Origin of the sequence: Vibrio sp. TMPB1044 (assembly GCF_030442075.1) — a bacterium.
Classification (GTDB): Bacteria; Pseudomonadota; Gammaproteobacteria; order Enterobacterales; family Vibrionaceae; genus Vibrio; species Vibrio satsumensis.
Map to the genome: position 1 here is coordinate 33,073 of NZ_JAUJED010000008.1, position 15,809 is coordinate 48,881.

At 45.0% G+C, this 15,809-nt stretch carries 15 protein-coding genes and 1 riboswitch; of the genes, 7 read left to right on the forward strand and 8 right to left on the reverse strand.

What is annotated here, in order from left to right:
* Window positions 1-185 precede the first annotated feature (185 nt).
* The 6 genes from QQ041_RS03525 to QQ041_RS03550 all read right to left on the reverse strand — a co-directional run bounded on the left by QQ041_RS03525 (window position 186) and on the right by QQ041_RS03550 (window position 4,500).
* Window positions 186-701 (reverse strand): DUF3299 domain-containing protein, encoded by a 516-nt coding sequence (locus QQ041_RS03525; protein ID WP_061019147.1) that lies wholly within the window; start codon window positions 699-701, stop codon window positions 186-188.
* A 14-nt stretch (window positions 702-715) separates the two neighbouring features.
* Window positions 716-1,975: an ABC transporter permease gene (locus tag QQ041_RS03530; protein ID WP_285953133.1), complete on the reverse strand. Its 1,260-nt coding sequence runs from the start codon at window positions 1,973-1,975 to the stop codon at window positions 716-718.
* Window positions 1,972-2,688, reverse strand: a complete 717-nt coding sequence (locus QQ041_RS03535) for an ABC transporter ATP-binding protein (protein ID WP_146489831.1) — start codon at window positions 2,686-2,688, stop codon at window positions 1,972-1,974. The genes QQ041_RS03530 and QQ041_RS03535 overlap by 4 nt, the downstream gene beginning before the upstream one ends.
* 139 nt (window positions 2,689-2,827) lie before the next feature.
* Complete coding sequence (locus QQ041_RS03540; protein WP_285953134.1) at window positions 2,828-3,526, reverse strand: DUF2796 domain-containing protein; 699 nt, start codon at window positions 3,524-3,526, stop codon at window positions 2,828-2,830.
* Window positions 3,527-3,567: 41 nt separating this feature from the next.
* On the reverse strand, window positions 3,568-3,858 hold the full coding sequence (locus tag QQ041_RS03545) for a DUF2607 family protein (RefSeq protein WP_285953135.1): 291 nt from the start codon (window positions 3,856-3,858) through the stop codon (window positions 3,568-3,570).
* A gap of 90 nt (window positions 3,859-3,948) precedes the next feature.
* Complete coding sequence (locus QQ041_RS03550; protein WP_102480206.1) at window positions 3,949-4,500, reverse strand: YtfJ family protein; 552 nt, start codon at window positions 4,498-4,500, stop codon at window positions 3,949-3,951.
* Window positions 4,501-4,753: 253 nt separating this feature from the next.
* On the opposite strand from QQ041_RS03550, the gene QQ041_RS03555 reads away from it, so the two are divergent.
* The gene (locus QQ041_RS03555; RefSeq protein WP_019821424.1) at window positions 4,754-4,954 is read left to right on the forward strand and encodes a DUF1107 family protein; all 201 of its coding nucleotides are present in this window, start codon (window positions 4,754-4,756) and stop codon (window positions 4,952-4,954) included.
* A gap of 109 nt (window positions 4,955-5,063) precedes the next feature.
* On the opposite strand, the gene msrA is transcribed toward QQ041_RS03555, so the two are convergent.
* Entirely contained in the window at window positions 5,064-5,693 is a 630-nt protein-coding gene (gene msrA, locus QQ041_RS03560; RefSeq protein WP_146489828.1) for a peptide-methionine (S)-S-oxide reductase MsrA, read from the reverse strand.
* A gap of 195 nt (window positions 5,694-5,888) precedes the next feature.
* On the opposite strand from msrA, the gene QQ041_RS03565 reads away from it, so the two are divergent.
* The 4 genes from QQ041_RS03565 (at window position 5,889) to QQ041_RS03580 (ending at window position 12,200) form a co-directional block, all read left to right on the forward strand.
* Window positions 5,889-7,601, forward strand: coding sequence for an autotransporter assembly complex family protein (locus tag QQ041_RS03565; protein WP_285953136.1), 1,713 nt, complete (start codon window positions 5,889-5,891; stop codon window positions 7,599-7,601).
* Window positions 7,598-11,356, forward strand: coding sequence for a translocation/assembly module TamB domain-containing protein (locus QQ041_RS03570; protein ID WP_285953137.1), 3,759 nt, complete (start codon window positions 7,598-7,600; stop codon window positions 11,354-11,356). The genes QQ041_RS03565 and QQ041_RS03570 overlap by 4 nt, the downstream gene beginning before the upstream one ends.
* Window positions 11,357-11,405: 49 nt before the next feature.
* Window positions 11,406-11,762, forward strand: a complete 357-nt coding sequence (locus QQ041_RS03575; RefSeq protein WP_285953138.1) for a gamma-glutamylcyclotransferase — start codon at window positions 11,406-11,408, stop codon at window positions 11,760-11,762.
* An 81-nt stretch (window positions 11,763-11,843) separates the two neighbouring features.
* On the forward strand, window positions 11,844-12,200 hold the full coding sequence (locus QQ041_RS03580) for a DUF2799 domain-containing protein (protein ID WP_146489824.1): 357 nt from the start codon (window positions 11,844-11,846) through the stop codon (window positions 12,198-12,200).
* Window positions 12,201-12,292: 92 nt separating this feature from the next.
* Here the strand turns inward: QQ041_RS03580 and fbp are convergent, their stop codons facing one another.
* Window positions 12,293-13,303: a class 1 fructose-bisphosphatase gene (gene fbp, locus QQ041_RS03585; protein WP_060983522.1), complete on the reverse strand. Its 1,011-nt coding sequence runs from the start codon at window positions 13,301-13,303 to the stop codon at window positions 12,293-12,295.
* 270 nt (window positions 13,304-13,573) lie between these two features.
* Between fbp and mpl the strand changes: the two genes are divergently transcribed.
* Both mpl and QQ041_RS03595 read left to right on the forward strand, forming a co-directional pair.
* Window positions 13,574-14,932, forward strand: coding sequence for a UDP-N-acetylmuramate:L-alanyl-gamma-D-glutamyl-meso-diaminopimelate ligase (gene mpl / locus QQ041_RS03590; RefSeq protein ID WP_285953139.1), 1,359 nt, complete (start codon window positions 13,574-13,576; stop codon window positions 14,930-14,932).
* Window positions 14,933-14,970: 38 nt separating this feature from the next.
* The gene (locus QQ041_RS03595; protein WP_099165086.1) at window positions 14,971-15,594 is read left to right on the forward strand and encodes a flavin prenyltransferase UbiX; all 624 of its coding nucleotides are present in this window, start codon (window positions 14,971-14,973) and stop codon (window positions 15,592-15,594) included.
* A 43-nt stretch (window positions 15,595-15,637) separates the two neighbouring features.
* Window positions 15,638-15,757, forward strand: a riboswitch (TPP riboswitch).
* Window positions 15,758-15,809 lie beyond the last annotated feature (52 nt).

Consider the following 15,809-nt stretch of genomic DNA (forward strand, 5'->3'; position numbering starts at 1 on the left):
TCAATGATAACAAGCTGAAGAAACAGCTTTGTATAGGGTTATTACTCGCGACTTATGTCGCTGTGCTAGCTTACTTATCTAATTACATTGCGTAATTCAGAAGAAAATTATCGTTATTAAACTGTTATTGAATGATATCACTCGTTCAGTGACGGCAGCTCATCCTTGAGCCACCCTTCTAATGACTACATGTCGTCATATTCTTCAATCGCAGTACCTTCAATAAGATAACCGGTTTGCGCTAAGTCATGGCTGATCGACTCAGTTTTCAGCGTACCGACTAAATAAATCACATCCCATAACTGCTGTATTGGTGCACCTTTCGGGAACTTCACGTAGATGATTTGGTTCGGTGGTGGCGGTGGTACGTGGATACATGCGCCAAAGTAGGGTACTAGCAGAAACTCAGTGATCATATTCTCATCACCTTCCAATGGAATCACAAAACCAGGAATCTTTACTGTGCTGCCATTCAGTTCTGGGCGAACAGCACCAAGTGTCGATTGTTGAGGTTTGTCCATACTATTGTGGTCAACCATCGGCATGCCAAATGAATCTAGTTGAGCACGCTCTGATTCTGGAATCAAATCAATCCAATCAAGTGTTAACACCGATTCGTCGTTCTGAGTGGTTTCAGCGTGAGCTGTGCTGATAAATGGGAACAGAAGTAGCCCAAATATCAGGAGGAATTTGCGTTGCATCGTAGGTTCCTATTTTAGATTCGAATGGTCATGCCATCAGATAATGACTGACGGTAAGCCCTGAAAGCGGGAATAAAGCCGATAATGATTCCGGCAACTTGCACCAACATAAGCAGTTTCCACTCATGAGGTGTGATTGCGGATATCGATATGTTGATACCATAACTTTGTTGCACAATAGGAGCAACCACTGCGATCAGAGCAAACAACACCGCAACACCTAATGTAATGCCAAGGAAGGTTAGCGCACTGGCTTCACTGATCAGTAAACCAAACACATGACGAGGTCTGGCACCCATCGCACGCAGAATGGCCATCTCTCGACGTCTTTCTTGCAAGCTAGTGAGTAGACTACTCAGCATCCCTAGCAGTCCCGCGACTACAACAAACCCTGAAACAATCAGCAGTGCTTGCTCTGCCACTGCCATCATTCCCCACAATTCGTGAAGTGCAATGCCCGGCATAATGGCGCTCAAAGGTTCTTGGCGGTAGTTATTGATTTCTCGTTGCAGTGCAAAGGTTTGGATCTTCGAGTTAAGGCCAACCATCATCGCGGTAATCTGCTTTGGTTGGAAGTCACGTTGCTTTAGCGCTTCAGCATCCGGTGTGTGCCCGAGGTTAGCTCCCGATTCCCAACCAACGTGAATCGCTTCAATGGCCTCTAACGAAACATGCACCGTTTTATCTACTGGTGTGCCGGTTGGCGCGAGTATTCCGACAATGGTGAAGGGCAGATTGTCGTGGCGACTGAAGGCGACATCACTGATACCGTGCGCCAGAATGATGTGATCACCAATCTTGTAATCTAACTTCTTCGCGACATCGGCACCAATCACGACATCAAATAGCTGATTAAACTCTTTACCTTGCTGAAAAGTAAGTGGTTGCTTACTTCCATAGCGATAATTCTCGAAGTAGCTATGGTTAGTGCCCATTACGCGGAAGCCTTTATGTGAATCACCCAATGAGATTGGGATCGCCCACTTTACAGCGTTGTGCTGGCTAAATTCTTCATAGCTTTTCCAGTCGATGTTGTTGGTCGCATTACCGATTCGAAATACGGAATAAAGCAGCAGGTTTACCTGACCTGAGCGGCCACCGACGATAAGGTCAGTACCTGAAATCGTATTCGCAAAGCTGCTCTTAGCTTCGGTTCTTACACGTTCCACACCGAGCAAGAGAATCACTGACACCGCCACGGTGAGAATAGTCAGAATGGCTGTGGCTTTACGGTTGAGTACGCTTTTTAAGGCTAAGTGAGTAATTACTTTCATACGACAACCTTAGCTTGGTTAACGGTTTTTAAATCTATGGTTCGAGTGAACAGTTTTTCTAGTGTTGGATCGTGACTAACAAAGATCAGGGTAGAACCCGCCTGATTCGCTTGTTCTAGCAACAGTTCGATAAAGGCTTCTCGGTTGTCATGATCCAGAGCCGATGTCGGTTCGTCGGCAATAATGATTTTGGGTTGGCCGATCAAAGCACGAGCGGCAGCAACACGTTGTTGTTGACCAATACTCAACTCGGTAACGGGCTTGTCCATGAGAGCTTGAGGTAGCTTTAATCTGAGCAACAACTCTTGAGCGGTGGCTTGCAGGCTGTTCTGACTTTTAGTGACTTGCTGCTTACGAATCTTAGAAAACTGACAAGGAAGCGTCACGTTGTCGATGACTGACAAGTAAGGAAGCAGGTTAAATTGTTGGAATATATAACCAATATGATCGGCTCTGAATTTGTCTCTCTGGCGAGGTGTTAGCTGTGTGAGATCTTGGCCAAGGATAGATACTTCGCCTTGTTCAGCTTGGTTGATTCCGGTCAGTAACCCTAACAATGTTGATTTCCCGCAACCACTAGGCCCTTTGATGAAAAGGTGCTCTTGGGCTTGGATGTGCAGTGAGGTGATCTCTAGCGTTGGGGGCAATTCAGGCTTCCAACGAAAGCTGATATTTTCGAGTTTGACCACAAGTGATGAACTGTCAAAAGACATATTAGCTCCAATAATTAAAGCGGTGTCTCTACTGGACAGTTATTAGAATAATAAATTCCCAGAGCACACCGATTTGTACAGCCAAGTAAGTGAACACTTACTTGGCTGCTTATCTACGTTTAATTCAATCTAATGCTAATTAGAATCGAAAACTAATACGATCTGCGTTAAGCACTTCTTGAATTTGAGCACTGTCAGTTAGCAGGTTTACAGTCATTGATTTTGTGTTGCTGAACTTAGAGAACCACTGAGTATTCACGGTATCCAGTTTTTCAATGTCTGAACATTGGTAGTGGTACTCGACAGTGAACTCACCGTGGCCGCCTTCTGAGTGGTCATGGCCTTCGTGGTCATCATGATTGTGTTCTGCGTGGTCGTGGTCTTTGTGGTCGTCATGAGCGTGCTCTGCGTGGTCGTGGCCTTTGTGGTCGTCATGATCGTGCTCTGCGTGGTCATGGCCTTTGTGGTCGTCATGATCGTGCTCTGCGTGGTCATGGCCTTCATGGTTATCATGATTGCCTTCCAAGGTGTTAGTCACTGACTTGAACTTCAGAGTACAACTTGCATTATTGAAACCAAATAGATCTTCTGGCTTGTTTAATTGCGCGATAGCTTGTTCAAACACTTTCTTTTGCTCAGCCGTTTCTGGAGCATGCTCAAAGCCAACCACATCAGCACCGGGTGCTGTCACTTCAACAAGTAGCTCTTGTCCATCTTGAGCGATGTTCACTTCAACTTTACCGTGCACGTGTGCTTCGTGAGAGCGGAATTCTTCGTTAGCTAGAACACTAGCAGAGACAGTCATGCCGATAACAACGGCTAAGATAGTAGGTTTCATGTTTTTTTCCTGAATAAAGGTTAATTAAAAAGTAGTGGTAATTAAGCGATATTTACAGGAGGTGAGCGTGCCAAATAAGCGAAATATAGGCGTTGTAACGAAATAACTGGCTCTGTGATAGCGACAGTAAATTCCGAATGGAACTCTGGGAGCTGTGGAAGTGAGTGTGCCGTAATAAACTGATTTATCGAAAACAGCTCACAATGGTGTGAGGTGTGGTGTTCTGGTGCGATATCTACTACGTGCGTTGTAGCTAACACGCTTAACATGAGCATAAGCCCAAGCAAGAAGCCTGTTTTGCGTTTCACATTGTTAGGTGTTTTTTGCCACATCAGGATGATTAACCACAGAATTAAAAAAGGATACTGTTATAATATAACAATATCCTTTGGTTAGGTCTCGAAAAAGACGCGAATATCTTATTAAAGACTCGCTTTAATCAATTCAATGACTTGAGTGACTTCTGCTTCGTTTAATGCACCTTCTTTAACAAACAAGATTTTACCTTGCTTGTCTTGAACGATAATCGCTGAGCTTTCTTCTTTCAGAGCCCAAGATGACGCAACGGCGCCGTCTTCATCTAGAACCATAGAAGACCATGGAAACTCTTCTTTGCTACTTTCTGCTGACGATTTAACAAAAGAACCCGTACCCCAGATAGCATCATCTTGGTTGATGATGGTGGTGGTTTGGTAGCTGTCTTCTGAGAACTTCGAGGCGGTAATGGCGGCCATCAATGGTGCGTTTAGCTCTTTAGAGCTGCTGCGGCCAGCGATAGCTTGAACGACACGAACTTTACCTAGGAGATTGTTGGTTGCCCATGCTTGATATCCGGTATTTCCGTCGTTTAGTACGATTTCACCATAGTTGCTAACATCGACAGCAGGCAGAGTTGCACCTACAGATAGGTTGTGAGCATTGGCGAAGAGTGGAGAGGCTGCGGCTAAAAAAGCCAGTAGAGTTTTGTTTTTCATTATATTTTTGTTCCGCTTATTGGTTTGCACTGGAAGTATAATATGAAATTTGAAAAATGCCTCTTTAACTTTTTTATCGTACGATGTAGAAAAAAGTTGCAGGCTTGTTACCGAAAGGTATAATGCATCAATATCGAGATGAACAATAGATTATCTTGCTGTTTGCTAAAGGAGTTAGCGATTAAATCTGCTTTGAATAGTGATGCTGTTCAGGTATGTGACTGTAGTACTCAAATGGAATTGAGGTTGTATTATGTTAAGAAAGTTTTCTACTTACCGTCCACATCAAGTGGCGCGTTTCGTTAAAGTCCTGTTCAAAGGCCAATTTGCTATTGAAGGTGTTGGGGAGTTTCGCTTCGACCAAGGCAAGGTGCTTCTTCCTGAAGTTTCAGACAAACAAAAGCTCACTATTTTTAAAGAAGTTAACGGTACTATTGCAGCGTTGCCGGTGTAACTGCGCTTTATCGATTTGTTTACACCGAATAGATTAACAATGAAAAGGGCTTCTTAATGGAAGCCCTTTTTTAATGCGTATCGTTCTCGCTGGTATGTCGAGCTGTACTTTATTGTGGAGGGAAGCAGACACCGGTGCCACCCAACCCGCAATACCCATTCGGATTTTTAGCTAGGTATTGCTGGTGGTAGGTTTCTGCGAAAAAATATTTTCCAGCAGGCAGAACTTCCGTCGTGATCTCGTTGCCTAAAGATTCAGTCATTGCTCGTTGATATTCACGTTTAGAGTGCTCAGCGATAGATTGTTGTTCTTCACTGAAGGTGTAAATCGCGGAACGGTATTGAGTCCCTAAATCGTTGCCTTGGCGCATTCCTTGAGTTGGGTCATGACGCTCCCAAAAGGTTTCAAGTATTCGAGCTAGAGAGGTTTGTTCACTATCAAATATGACACGAACGACTTCGGTATGGCCGGTTTGCCCAGTACATACTTGTTCATAAGTGGGGTTAGCTGTGTATCCGCCAGCGTAACCAACGGATGTTGAAATAACGCCATCCAATTGCCAAAACAAACGCTCAGCTCCCCAGAAGCATCCCATACCAAACAGGACTTCTTGTTGAGAGCCCGTAGGCGTATCGAGCAGGTCGGTTTGGTTAACGAAATGGCGCTCAGTGATTCGAATTGGGTCAGCATTTCCCGGTAGTGCGGTTGCTGCAGAAACCAGTTGTTGTTTGTTTAGCATGTTATATTCCTTTTCGCATACGTTTACCGCGCTGGCTTTTATTTACTGTGGGTTCATATTAACGGTTGGTCAAGATTGAATAAGTCTTTAAATTAGACCGTGTTATTCCAGGATTTATTACAGACTCAATGCTTTTTTAGCGGTATTATTTCTTTTCACTTATTAACGTATTGATAACTTCTTCACCCATTAAACATGATAAGAAAAACTTTACCAGTTCTGATTGGCACTCTACTGTCATCGACGCTCGCTTTCGCTGATGTTTCCCTTGAAATTAAAGGGCTGGATGGAGCGCTTGAGGATAATGTTGATGCTTATCTTAGTGCGATCCCTGAAGAAGAGTATTCGGTTTCATTAAGGTTCCAGTCTCGCTTGGAATCTATGATAAAAGAAGCCCTGAATGCGTTAGGCTACTACCAACCTATTATCACGTTTACTCACTCCGAAGATGATACCGAGTTGACCGTTACGGTTGAGGCGGGAGAGCCTGTTGTTATCTATACTTCCGATATCGTTCTGACTGGTGAAGCCAAAGATGATCCAGACTTTTTAGTCTTGATTGCCAAGAGTAAGTTGTCCAAAGGTTCGATTTTGAATCATGGTAATTATGATTCTTTGAAATCGTCGATACGCAACCTTGGCTTAGCGAAAGGCTATTTCGATGGGGCATATGCTCTCAGTAAGCTAGAAGTCGCCCCTGAATTAAACCGAGCTTATGTTCGTCTTCATTATAACAGTGGTATACGCTACCACTTTGGTACCACTCAGGTTACTGGTAGCCAGATTGAAGAAGATAAGGTGCAGTCACTCAAACCATTTGAGGATGGCGAACCTTACTCGATAACCAAAGTCGGTGAGTACAACCAAAACCTGTCCAATACGGATTGGTTTTCTTCTGTTTTTGTTGAACCTGATTTAAGCCAATTGGGCGAAGGCCGTGAAATTCCGATGAAGGTCAGCCTTGCTCCGCAAGCGCGTAACCAAATCGAAACAGGTATCGGTGTATCAACAGACCTTGGTGTAAAAGGCACCCTAAAATGGAAGAAACCTTGGGTTAACGAGAAAGGTCATAGCTTTAATAGTAGCCTGTCGATCTCCAAGCCCGAGCAGACGATTACCGCGACTTATAAAATCCCATTGGATGACGTGCTTAATGACTACTATCAAATTAAGTACGGTATGAAGAATTTGGATAATCGAGATACCAAAAGTTTGGAGTCAAACTTAGCCTTAGAAAGATATTGGCGTCTGGATAATGGCTGGCAACGTACTGTATTTATTCGATACTTGGTCGAAAACTATGAACAAGGTTTGCAAGATGACTTAGCGCAATTCGTGTTGCCGGGTATCTCTTTCTCGCGAACTCGAACGCGTGGTGGGTCGATGCCGATGTGGGGCGATAAACAAACCATTATGGTTGAGGCTGCTGATGACACCTTATTATCGGAAACTAAGGTGGTGCGTTTTCAAGGGCAAACAGCATGGATTCGCAGCATTGGTAATAATCACCGCGGTTTAACTCGCCTTCAATTCGGCGGTAACTTTGCCGACGAGTTTGAAAAGCTGTCTCCCTCTCTAAGATTCTTTGCTGGTGGTGATAATAGCATTCGTGGTTATGGCTATGAGTCTATCTCTCCTCGAGATGAAAGTGGCGCACTAACCGGCGCAAAATACATGGCAACCAGCTCGTTTGAATACCAATACCGCTTAGTTGGAAACTGGTGGGGTGCTGCATTCTACGATATTGGTGATGCATTCAATGATAAGCCAGAGTGGAAGCACGGCACCGGTGTCGGGGTGCGTTGGGCCTCTCCTGTAGGTCCTGTGAGTTTAGACTTTGCTTGGGGCCTAGATGCGAAGAAAGGCGATGAGTTCCAACTGCACTTTAGTTTAGGGCCTGAATTATGATTAACGTTGTGGGTAAGTGCATAAAATGGACTTCGATTTCATTGACGTCTATTTTGCTATTGTTGATAGCCTTGCTCGGTTTTGTTTTGTTCACCAATCCGGGGTTGAACACCGTGCTGTGGGGCGCTGAAAAAGCATTGCCACAACTTAAAGTGGAAAGTACTAAAGGCGCTCTTTTTCCAAGCTTTACGCTTAATAATGTCCAGTTCAAAGATGATAGCCTTCATATCGATACTAAGGTTCAAAAGCTGAACTTGGCTATTAATCCACGCTGTCTGCTCGATCCTAAGCTGTGTGTCGATCGTTTAGCTATTCAAGGGTTGGACTTCGCATTTACTGAATTACCGCCAGCTTCTACAGAAGAAGCAGAGCCTACACCGCCCGTAACATCGGTGAAAACACCACTACCAATAGTGATCAACCGTATTGCTTTGTCTGATATCAAACTGAATATCTTGGGGCATGAAATTGAATGGAGCTTGTTCTCCACAGCTCTGAGTATGCAGGGTGAAAAGCTGACGGTATCGCCAACCTTGTTCAATGACCTCAAAGTTAAGCTTGCTGAGTCGACAAAAGAACCGCAAACCGAAAAGGTAGAGCCAGAATCAACCGTTAAAACAGCGATCGAGCTGCCTGAAGTCTGGATTCCTTTACAGGTTGTACTGGAGCGTTTTGACCTCAACCGTTTCACCTTAGAACAAGAAACCCCAATTGTAGTGAACCACCTTGGGCTAGAAGCTCGAGCAGGTAAACATACGGTAGATGTTTCCACTCTAGACCTCGATATGCCACAAGCAAGCGCTAATCTTGCGGCTAAGGTTGAGCTTAAAGGTGGTTACCCGTTAGATCTTTCTTTAGATGCTTTGGTGAAAGAAACCGACCTTGCTGGCCAGAAACTGTCGCTGAAGGCGCAAGGCAGCGTGGCTAAACTGCATCTAGATTCTCAGTTTTCTGAATCGATTGAGGCAAAACTGTCTGGGGATATTCAACCCCTAGAGCCAACTCTACCATTTGACCTTCTTTTAGAGGGAGGTAAAGCGCAATGGCCTCTTACCGGAAAAAGCGATTACCAAGCTGCAATTGATAAATTCAAAGCCAATGGCTCATTAGATGGTTTTAATGTGCAGCTCAAAGGCGAAGCTAATGGTAAGGATATTCCTGCGTTAGCCATCGACCTACAGGGTAAAGGTACCACTGAGCAGATTGAGCTCGAGCGTCTAAAGCTGAACACGCTAGGCGGTGAACTTAACGGTGTCGTTAAAGCGAACTGGAAGAGTCTCGTTAACTGGCAAGCTGACGTGACACTCAAAGATATTCAACCGGGCCTACAGTGGCCAGAAGCCGAGGGTAACATTAGCGGAAGCATAGTCACTTCGGGTGAGTTGACGGAAGCGGGCGGTTGGGCGATTGAGCTACCTAAGCTTGATATCGAGGGTATCTTGCGTGATTACCCGTTGGACATCGAAGGTCAGTTGTCAGCGTCGGATCGTAGTGCAAGTGGTGAGCCTAAACTGCAAACCAGCGGCTTGAGCTTGGCTCATGGTGTTAACTCGATTAAGGCACAGGGACAGCTTGATAAGCAATGGGATATGGGCGTTGATATTTACTTCCCTGAGCTGGTGAAAAGTGTTCCAGACTTGAAAGGACAAGTGATTGGTAACATCCAACTTAGCGGCCCCACGAAAGAGCCTGAAGTCGATCTTGCACTTAATGTTGATAAGGTCGATTGGAATAACGAAGCAACACTAGAATCCCTATCGCTTAATGGTTCGGTGGTTCCCCTACCATTGCCTGAAGCTCAAGCCGATCTTGTATTAAAAGCTAAGAACCTAACCTATCAAGATCAAAGCGTGGAAAGCATTGATCTTACGGTGAGTGGTGGCGAAAAGAAACACACAGTGACACTTGATGTGATATCCGACATCGTGTCGACTAGCTTGGCTATCTCTGGAGAATTGATTCAGAAGCCTTCTCTTATTTGGGATGGCTCGTTAGACAGAGTCAAAATCACCACTCAGCAGGGGCCTTGGGTATTAGACCAGCCTGTCGCGATAAAGGCGGATGTCGATAAGCAGTTTGCCGACGTTCAAGCTCACTGTTGGAAACAATCTAGTTCGAGTGTGTGTCTGGATGAGGATATCCGCGCCGGAAAATCAGGTGAGGCCAAGATTGCAATCAACCAGTTCGACTTCGAGCAGATCAAAGCCTTTGTTCCTAAAGAGACGCAACTGCAAGGTTTAGTGAATGTTAAAGCTCATGCCAAGTGGTCTGAACAAGGTGAGCCTGAGGTTACGGTAAGCGTTGATATGCCGAAAGGTCAGGTTGTTCAACAAGTTGGCGAGCCAATCACACTGGGTTGGGAAAGTGTTGCATTGAATGCCCAGCTAAAAGACAACAAACTGGATGCCGATTTTAATTTGGATGTTTCCGACAATGGTGATCTGTCTGGAACGGTGTCGCTACCGGATATTCTTGTCGAAGACAAAATGGTCGATGCTGCAATTAAGCTGACCACGTTCCACCTCGATTTCTTGCAACCAATCCTAGGTGAGTACAGCCTATTGAAAGCTGACCTTGAGAGTGTTCTTCAAGTTAAAGGCTCTTTGATGCACCCTCAAGTTTTTGGTCAGTTCTCGGTTGATGGTATTCAAGTCAAAGGCGATGTGACGCCTGTTGATGTGAAAGATGGCCGTATCGATCTCGACTTTGATGGTTATAGTGCAAAACTGGATGCGAATGTAGAAACGCCTGACGGTCATCTTGATATTGAGGGAACCGGAGATTGGCAAGATCTTAAAGCATGGCACTCTAACGTTAGAGTTTTTGCCGATGAGTTGATGGTTGATATCCCGCCGATGGTCAAGGTTAAGGTCGTACCTGATATGACTATTGATGTCACGCCCGAGCTGGCAAAAATTACGGGTGACATAGCACTACCATGGGGACGAATTGTGGTAGAAGACTTACCACCGTCAGCGGTTGGTGTGTCTTCCGATCAGGTGATATTGAACAAAGATCTTGAGCCTGAAAGTGAAGATACGATCCCATTCAATGTGATGACCAATATTAATATCTCCATTGGTGATGACTTTAAATTGTCTGCCTTCGGTCTTGAAGGCGACTTGGTTGGTAAGCTCAATGTAGCTCAAAAAGACCAAGGCCCATTCATCACTGGTGAAGTGAATATCGTCGATGGTACTTACCAATCATTCGGGCAAGACCTCTTGATCGAAGAGGGTAAAATTCTAATGAATGGTCCACCGGATCAGCCATATGTAGCCATTAATGCGATTCGTAACCCTGATAATACTCAGGATGATGTGACCGCAGGTATTCGAGTGACAGGCCCTGCGACAGAGCCGACCATCGAGATTTACTCTGATCCAGCGATGCCACAAGCGAACGCGCTGTCTTATATTTTGCGTGGCCAAGATATCGATGGTGAGTCGAGCGGTTCGATGACAACAACCTTGATCGGTTTGAGTTTGGCGAAGAGTGGTAAGGTTGTTGGCGAAATCGGCGAAGCCTTTGGTGTACAAGATTTACAACTGGATACAGCAGGCTCTGGGGATGACTCTCAGGTTACGGTAAGCGGCTATATTCTCCCTGGTTTACAGGTGAAATATGGTGTGGGTATCTTTAACTCGTTAGGCGAGTTTACCGTTCGTTATCGATTGATGCAGGATCTCTACGTTGAGGCAGTATCGGGTCTAGACAGTGCTGTGGATCTTCTCTATCAATTTGAATTTGAGTAACACTTTGAGCGGTGATTGATTAGCGGATGACGAATGCTAGGGAGTGAGTATGCAGCACCTCATTTTTGTTTATGGGACATTGAGAAAAGACCAATCGAACCACCACTATTTAAAACAGTGTGAGTGTTTAGGAAGGTTTGACACACCTGAGGAATACGCACTTTTTGATTTAGTTGCGTATCCGGCGATGATTTTCGGAAAGAAAAGTGTCGCTGGCGAGGTCTATATCATTAACGACGAAATTTTGGAGTCGCTCGATCGGCTAGAAGATGTTCCTGTTGAGTATCGTCGCGAGCAAATAGAGACTATATTTGGATTAGCATGGGTATATTTATATCAGCTTGATCTAACAGCTAATAAAGAAATACTTTCGGGTGACTGGTGTAAGCAGAACAACCCGCTATAGTGAATGAACTACTGGAAGCATTCTGACGCAATAGCTAAAAGTCTCAATGTACAGGCTAGTCTTTTCCACTAGGAGGAAATTATGAAATATCTATTATTGGTGCTATCAGTAATGTTATTTGGTTGTGCGCAAACTCCGCCACCAACGTCAATGAACACAGCCGATTGGCAGAGCTTTGGCGAAGAAATGGCGCTAAAAGGAAAAACCAAGCAGACTGAAGCAAGTTTGGCTGAAGCCGCGTCTTCACCATCCATTGATGCAGACTTATATGGCGCTTATGGTCAGGGTTATGAAATGGGTAAAACTCAGTATTGTTCTCAAAACCCGAGAGCGCTAGGGCGCCGTGGTGAGACTTACCTTGGGATTTGTGACGACGTCGATAAATGGTTCCGTTTCAACTACGAACGTGGTGCTGAATCAAAGTATAGCGTTCAATAATTCGGTGATTGTTTAACGCAGCGAACAACAAAAAGCCAGCATATGAATGCTGGCTTTTTTGATGACGTTAATTTTATAAATAAACGAATGGTTTAGTCTGGGTTAAGCTCAAGAAACTCTTCTACTTTTTTTACCATGCTCTTCGAACCGACAAAGAAAGGTACACGTTGGTGTAGCTCTGTTGGTTTGATATCCATGATGCGTTGGGCACCATCGGAGGCGATACCACCAGCTTGCTCCATTATGAAGGCTATTGGGTTGCACTCATACAATAGACGCAGCTTACCTTGAGGATGGCTTTCTGTACTTGGGTACAGGTAGATGCCGCCTTTAAGTAGGTTACGGTGAAAATCAGAGACAAGAGAACCAATGTAGCGAGAAGTGTAAGGACGATTATCACTTGGTTCGCTTTCCTGACAGTACTTGATGTACTTCTTAACACCTGTAGGGAAACGAATGTAGTTACCTTCGTTGATTGAGTAAATCTTACCTTCGTCAGGGATCATCATGTTTTCATGAGATAGACAGAAGGTACCCAGTGATGGGTCGTAGGTGAAGCCATTTACGCCAGCACCTGTTGTGTAAACAAGCATGGTTGAAGAACCGTAAATTACGTAACCCGCAGCTACTTGCTTGTGTCCAGGTTGTAGGAAATCTTCTTGTGTTGGTGGAGTACCAATCGGTGATACTCGGCGGTAGATTGAGAAAATTGTACCAACCGATACATTCACATCGATGTTTGAAGAACCATCAAGTGGATCCATCAGTACAACGTATTTTGCGTTTTTGTTGAGCTCTTTATTGAAGGCGACGGCTTCGTCTTCTTCTTCACTCGCGACACCACAAACTTGGTCTCGGGCTTCAAGTGCGGCTTTAAATTTGTCGTTAGCGTACAGGTCTAGCTTTTGTTGCTCTTCACCTTGAACGTTGTCTGTACCAACAGCGCCAGTAATATCGACAAGACCTGCCTTGTTAATTTCGCGGTTAACAATTTTTGCAGCAAGACGAATTGATGACAAAAGGGATGATAGATCACCGCTTGCATGGGGGAAGTCATTTTGTTTTGCAACAATGAACTCACCAAGGGTGCGCATCTCAGACATGTTATTTCCTTAAACTTCTCTGAATATTAGGGGGATTTGAGCACTATAGAATTGGCCTCTTGTACGGGCTTTATTCATCTAGACGCTTACCTAAATTCTAAAGGCTAGATCTTTTTAATGGTAATGAACTAAGCGACGCAGATCTCACTTACTATGTCGACTAAATTTGTTTTGCATTGCCGCTCGCTTTTAACCGCTATTTAATGATAATGAGTGCAAGCCGTTTTAATTAGGGCATCGTTTATTTAGCCAAGCGTTTGGAAGCAATTTATGCATATTCATATCTTAGGAATTTGTGGCACCTTTATGGGTGGTGCTGCGGTATTGGCTCGTCAACTAGGTCACAAGGTTACCGGTAGTGACGCGAATGTTTACCCACCAATGAGCACTTTGTTGGAATCTCAAGGGATTGACATTATTGAAGGGTTCGACCCTAGCCAACTCGAGCCAAGGCCGGATCTCGTGGTTATCGGTAACGCGATGAGCCGTGGTAACCCGTGTGTTGAGTATGTATTGGATAACAATCTTAGATACACCTCTGGCCCTCAGTGGTTGCAAGAATTCTTGCTGCATGACCGTTGGGTGTTGGCGGTATCGGGAACGCATGGTAAGACCACGACATCAAGCATGCTGGCTTGGGTCTTGGAAGACTGTGGCTATGCACCGGGCTTTTTAGTTGGCGGTGTGTTGGGTAACTTTGGTATCTCTGCTCGCCTTGGTGAAAGCATGTTCTTCGTGGTCGAAGCTGACGAATATGACAGTGCTTTTTTCGATAAACGATCTAAGTTCGTCCATTACCACCCAAGAACCTTGGTCATGAATAACCTAGAGTTCGATCATGCGGATATCTTCGATGATCTTGAGGCGATTAAACGTCAGTTCCATCACTTAGTGCGCACTGTGCCAAGCAATGGCCGTATTTTCTCACCTAAACAAGATGTGGCTATTCAAGATGTTCTATCTCGTGGCTGTTGGAGTGAGACTGAATCAAGCGGCGAGCAAGGCGATTGGGATGCTAAGAAGTTAGTCAAAGACGGCTCTCAATTTGAGGTCTACTTCCAAAATGAATGTGTTGGAACGGTAAACTGGGATTTAGTGGGCGACCACAACGTAAACAATGCCTTGATGGCGATAGCAGCTGCACGACACGTAGGTGTGACTCCTGACTTAGCGTGTGAATCACTAGCTACTTTCATTAACACTAAGCGCCGCTTGGAGTTTAAAGGCGAGGTGGCAGGTGTTTCTGTTTATGACGATTTTGCTCATCACCCAACGGCGATTGAACTTACGCTAGGCGGGTTACGTAATAAGGTCGACACTAAGAAGATCATTGCCGTTTTAGAGCCTCGTTCTGCCACCATGAAACGTGGTGTGCACAAAGAAACCTTGGCTGATTCGTTGAAGCAGGCGGATTCTACCTACTTATTCCAACCGGGTAACATTGATTGGTCGGTTCAAGATGTTGCAGACGCTTGTCACCAACCTGCACACGTGAGTGATGACATGGATGCATTCGTTGCTAAAATTGTCTCAGAGGCACAAGCGGGTGACCAAATCTTGGTAATGAGTAATGGTGGCTTTGGTGGTATTCACCAAAAACTGTTGGATGGATTGGCACTCAAAGGCTAACGGCATCCACGACCTTATAATTTGAAGTAATTGAGAACATGACAAAACACGATAAAGCGATAACTCTTGCTTTCACTGGCGCATCCGGTGCGCCTTATGGCCTACGTTTACTTGAATGCCTTTTGGCGGCCGATTATCAGGTCTATTTGCTGATTTCATCGGCTGCGCGAGTGGTATTGGCGACCGAGCATGAGCTTAAGTTACCTGCTGGGCCGGATGCGGCGAAACAAGCTTTGGTTAAACACCTTGGCTGCGCCCCAGAAAAGCTTGTGGTGTGTGGCAAAGACGACTGGTTCTCACCGGTTGCCTCTGGTTCAGCAGCGCCTAAGCAGATGGTAGTGTGTCCATGTTCTGCGGGAAGTTTGGCTTCGATTGCACACGGCTTGTCGGATAACTTGATTGAGCGAGCAGCAGACGTGGTCATGAAAGAGCGAGGTCAACTGTTATTAGTAGTTCGTGAAACGCCATTTTCTACGCTTCATCTAGAGAACATGCACAAACTATCGACCATGGGCGTGACGATCATGCCTGCGGCTCCGGGGTTTTATCACCAACCTAAGTCTATTGAAGATCTGGTCGACTTTATGGTGGCGCGTATTCTTGATCATCTTGGTATCGAACAAGGTTTAGTGCCACGTTGGGGCTACGATCAACGTAATTGATCCAAACTTGATAGCTTATTGTTAAAAATCAAATTACAATTCTGAACACTCATCGGGGAGCGAACCATTCAAATAATGAATGCGAGCTGAGATCAAGCAGATGCTTGGGACCCGTAAACCTGAACCAGATAATGCTGGCGTAGGAATTGAGTTAGGAACAACCTCTACCGTTCTCCTCCCTCAAACCTGTGCCGCTCAGACTATGGAGAGCGTCC

What these genes read in the sequence shown, in the direction of transcription:
- QQ041_RS03530 (WP_285953133.1), bottom strand. Translation starts at nt 1,975, where the DNA reads ATGAAAGTAATTACTCACTTAGCCTTAAAAAGCGTACTCAACCGTAAA.
- msrA (WP_146489828.1), bottom strand. Translation starts at nt 5,693, where the DNA reads ATGCTAAACAAACAACAACTGGTTTCTGCAGCAACCGCACTACCGGGA.
- QQ041_RS03550 (WP_102480206.1), bottom strand. Translation starts at nt 4,500, where the DNA reads ATGAAAAACAAAACTCTACTGGCTTTTTTAGCCGCAGCCTCTCCACTC.
- QQ041_RS03555 (WP_019821424.1), top strand. Translation starts at nt 4,754, where the DNA reads ATGTTAAGAAAGTTTTCTACTTACCGTCCACATCAAGTGGCGCGTTTC.
- QQ041_RS03540 (WP_285953134.1), bottom strand. Translation starts at nt 3,526, where the DNA reads ATGAAACCTACTATCTTAGCCGTTGTTATCGGCATGACTGTCTCTGCT.
- QQ041_RS03580 (WP_146489824.1), top strand. Translation starts at nt 11,844, where the DNA reads ATGAAATATCTATTATTGGTGCTATCAGTAATGTTATTTGGTTGTGCG.
- QQ041_RS03595 (WP_099165086.1), top strand. Translation starts at nt 14,971, where the DNA reads ATGACAAAACACGATAAAGCGATAACTCTTGCTTTCACTGGCGCATCC.
- QQ041_RS03575 (WP_285953138.1), top strand. Translation starts at nt 11,406, where the DNA reads ATGCAGCACCTCATTTTTGTTTATGGGACATTGAGAAAAGACCAATCG.
- QQ041_RS03535 (WP_146489831.1), bottom strand. Translation starts at nt 2,688, where the DNA reads ATGTCTTTTGACAGTTCATCACTTGTGGTCAAACTCGAAAATATCAGC.
- QQ041_RS03570 (WP_285953137.1), top strand. Translation starts at nt 7,598, where the DNA reads ATGATTAACGTTGTGGGTAAGTGCATAAAATGGACTTCGATTTCATTG.
- mpl (WP_285953139.1), top strand. Translation starts at nt 13,574, where the DNA reads ATGCATATTCATATCTTAGGAATTTGTGGCACCTTTATGGGTGGTGCT.
- QQ041_RS03525 (WP_061019147.1), bottom strand. Translation starts at nt 701, where the DNA reads ATGCAACGCAAATTCCTCCTGATATTTGGGCTACTTCTGTTCCCATTT.
- fbp (WP_060983522.1), bottom strand. Translation starts at nt 13,303, where the DNA reads ATGTCTGAGATGCGCACCCTTGGTGAGTTCATTGTTGCAAAACAAAAT.
- QQ041_RS03565 (WP_285953136.1), top strand. Translation starts at nt 5,889, where the DNA reads ATGATAAGAAAAACTTTACCAGTTCTGATTGGCACTCTACTGTCATCG.
- QQ041_RS03545 (WP_285953135.1), bottom strand. Translation starts at nt 3,858, where the DNA reads ATGTGGCAAAAAACACCTAACAATGTGAAACGCAAAACAGGCTTCTTG.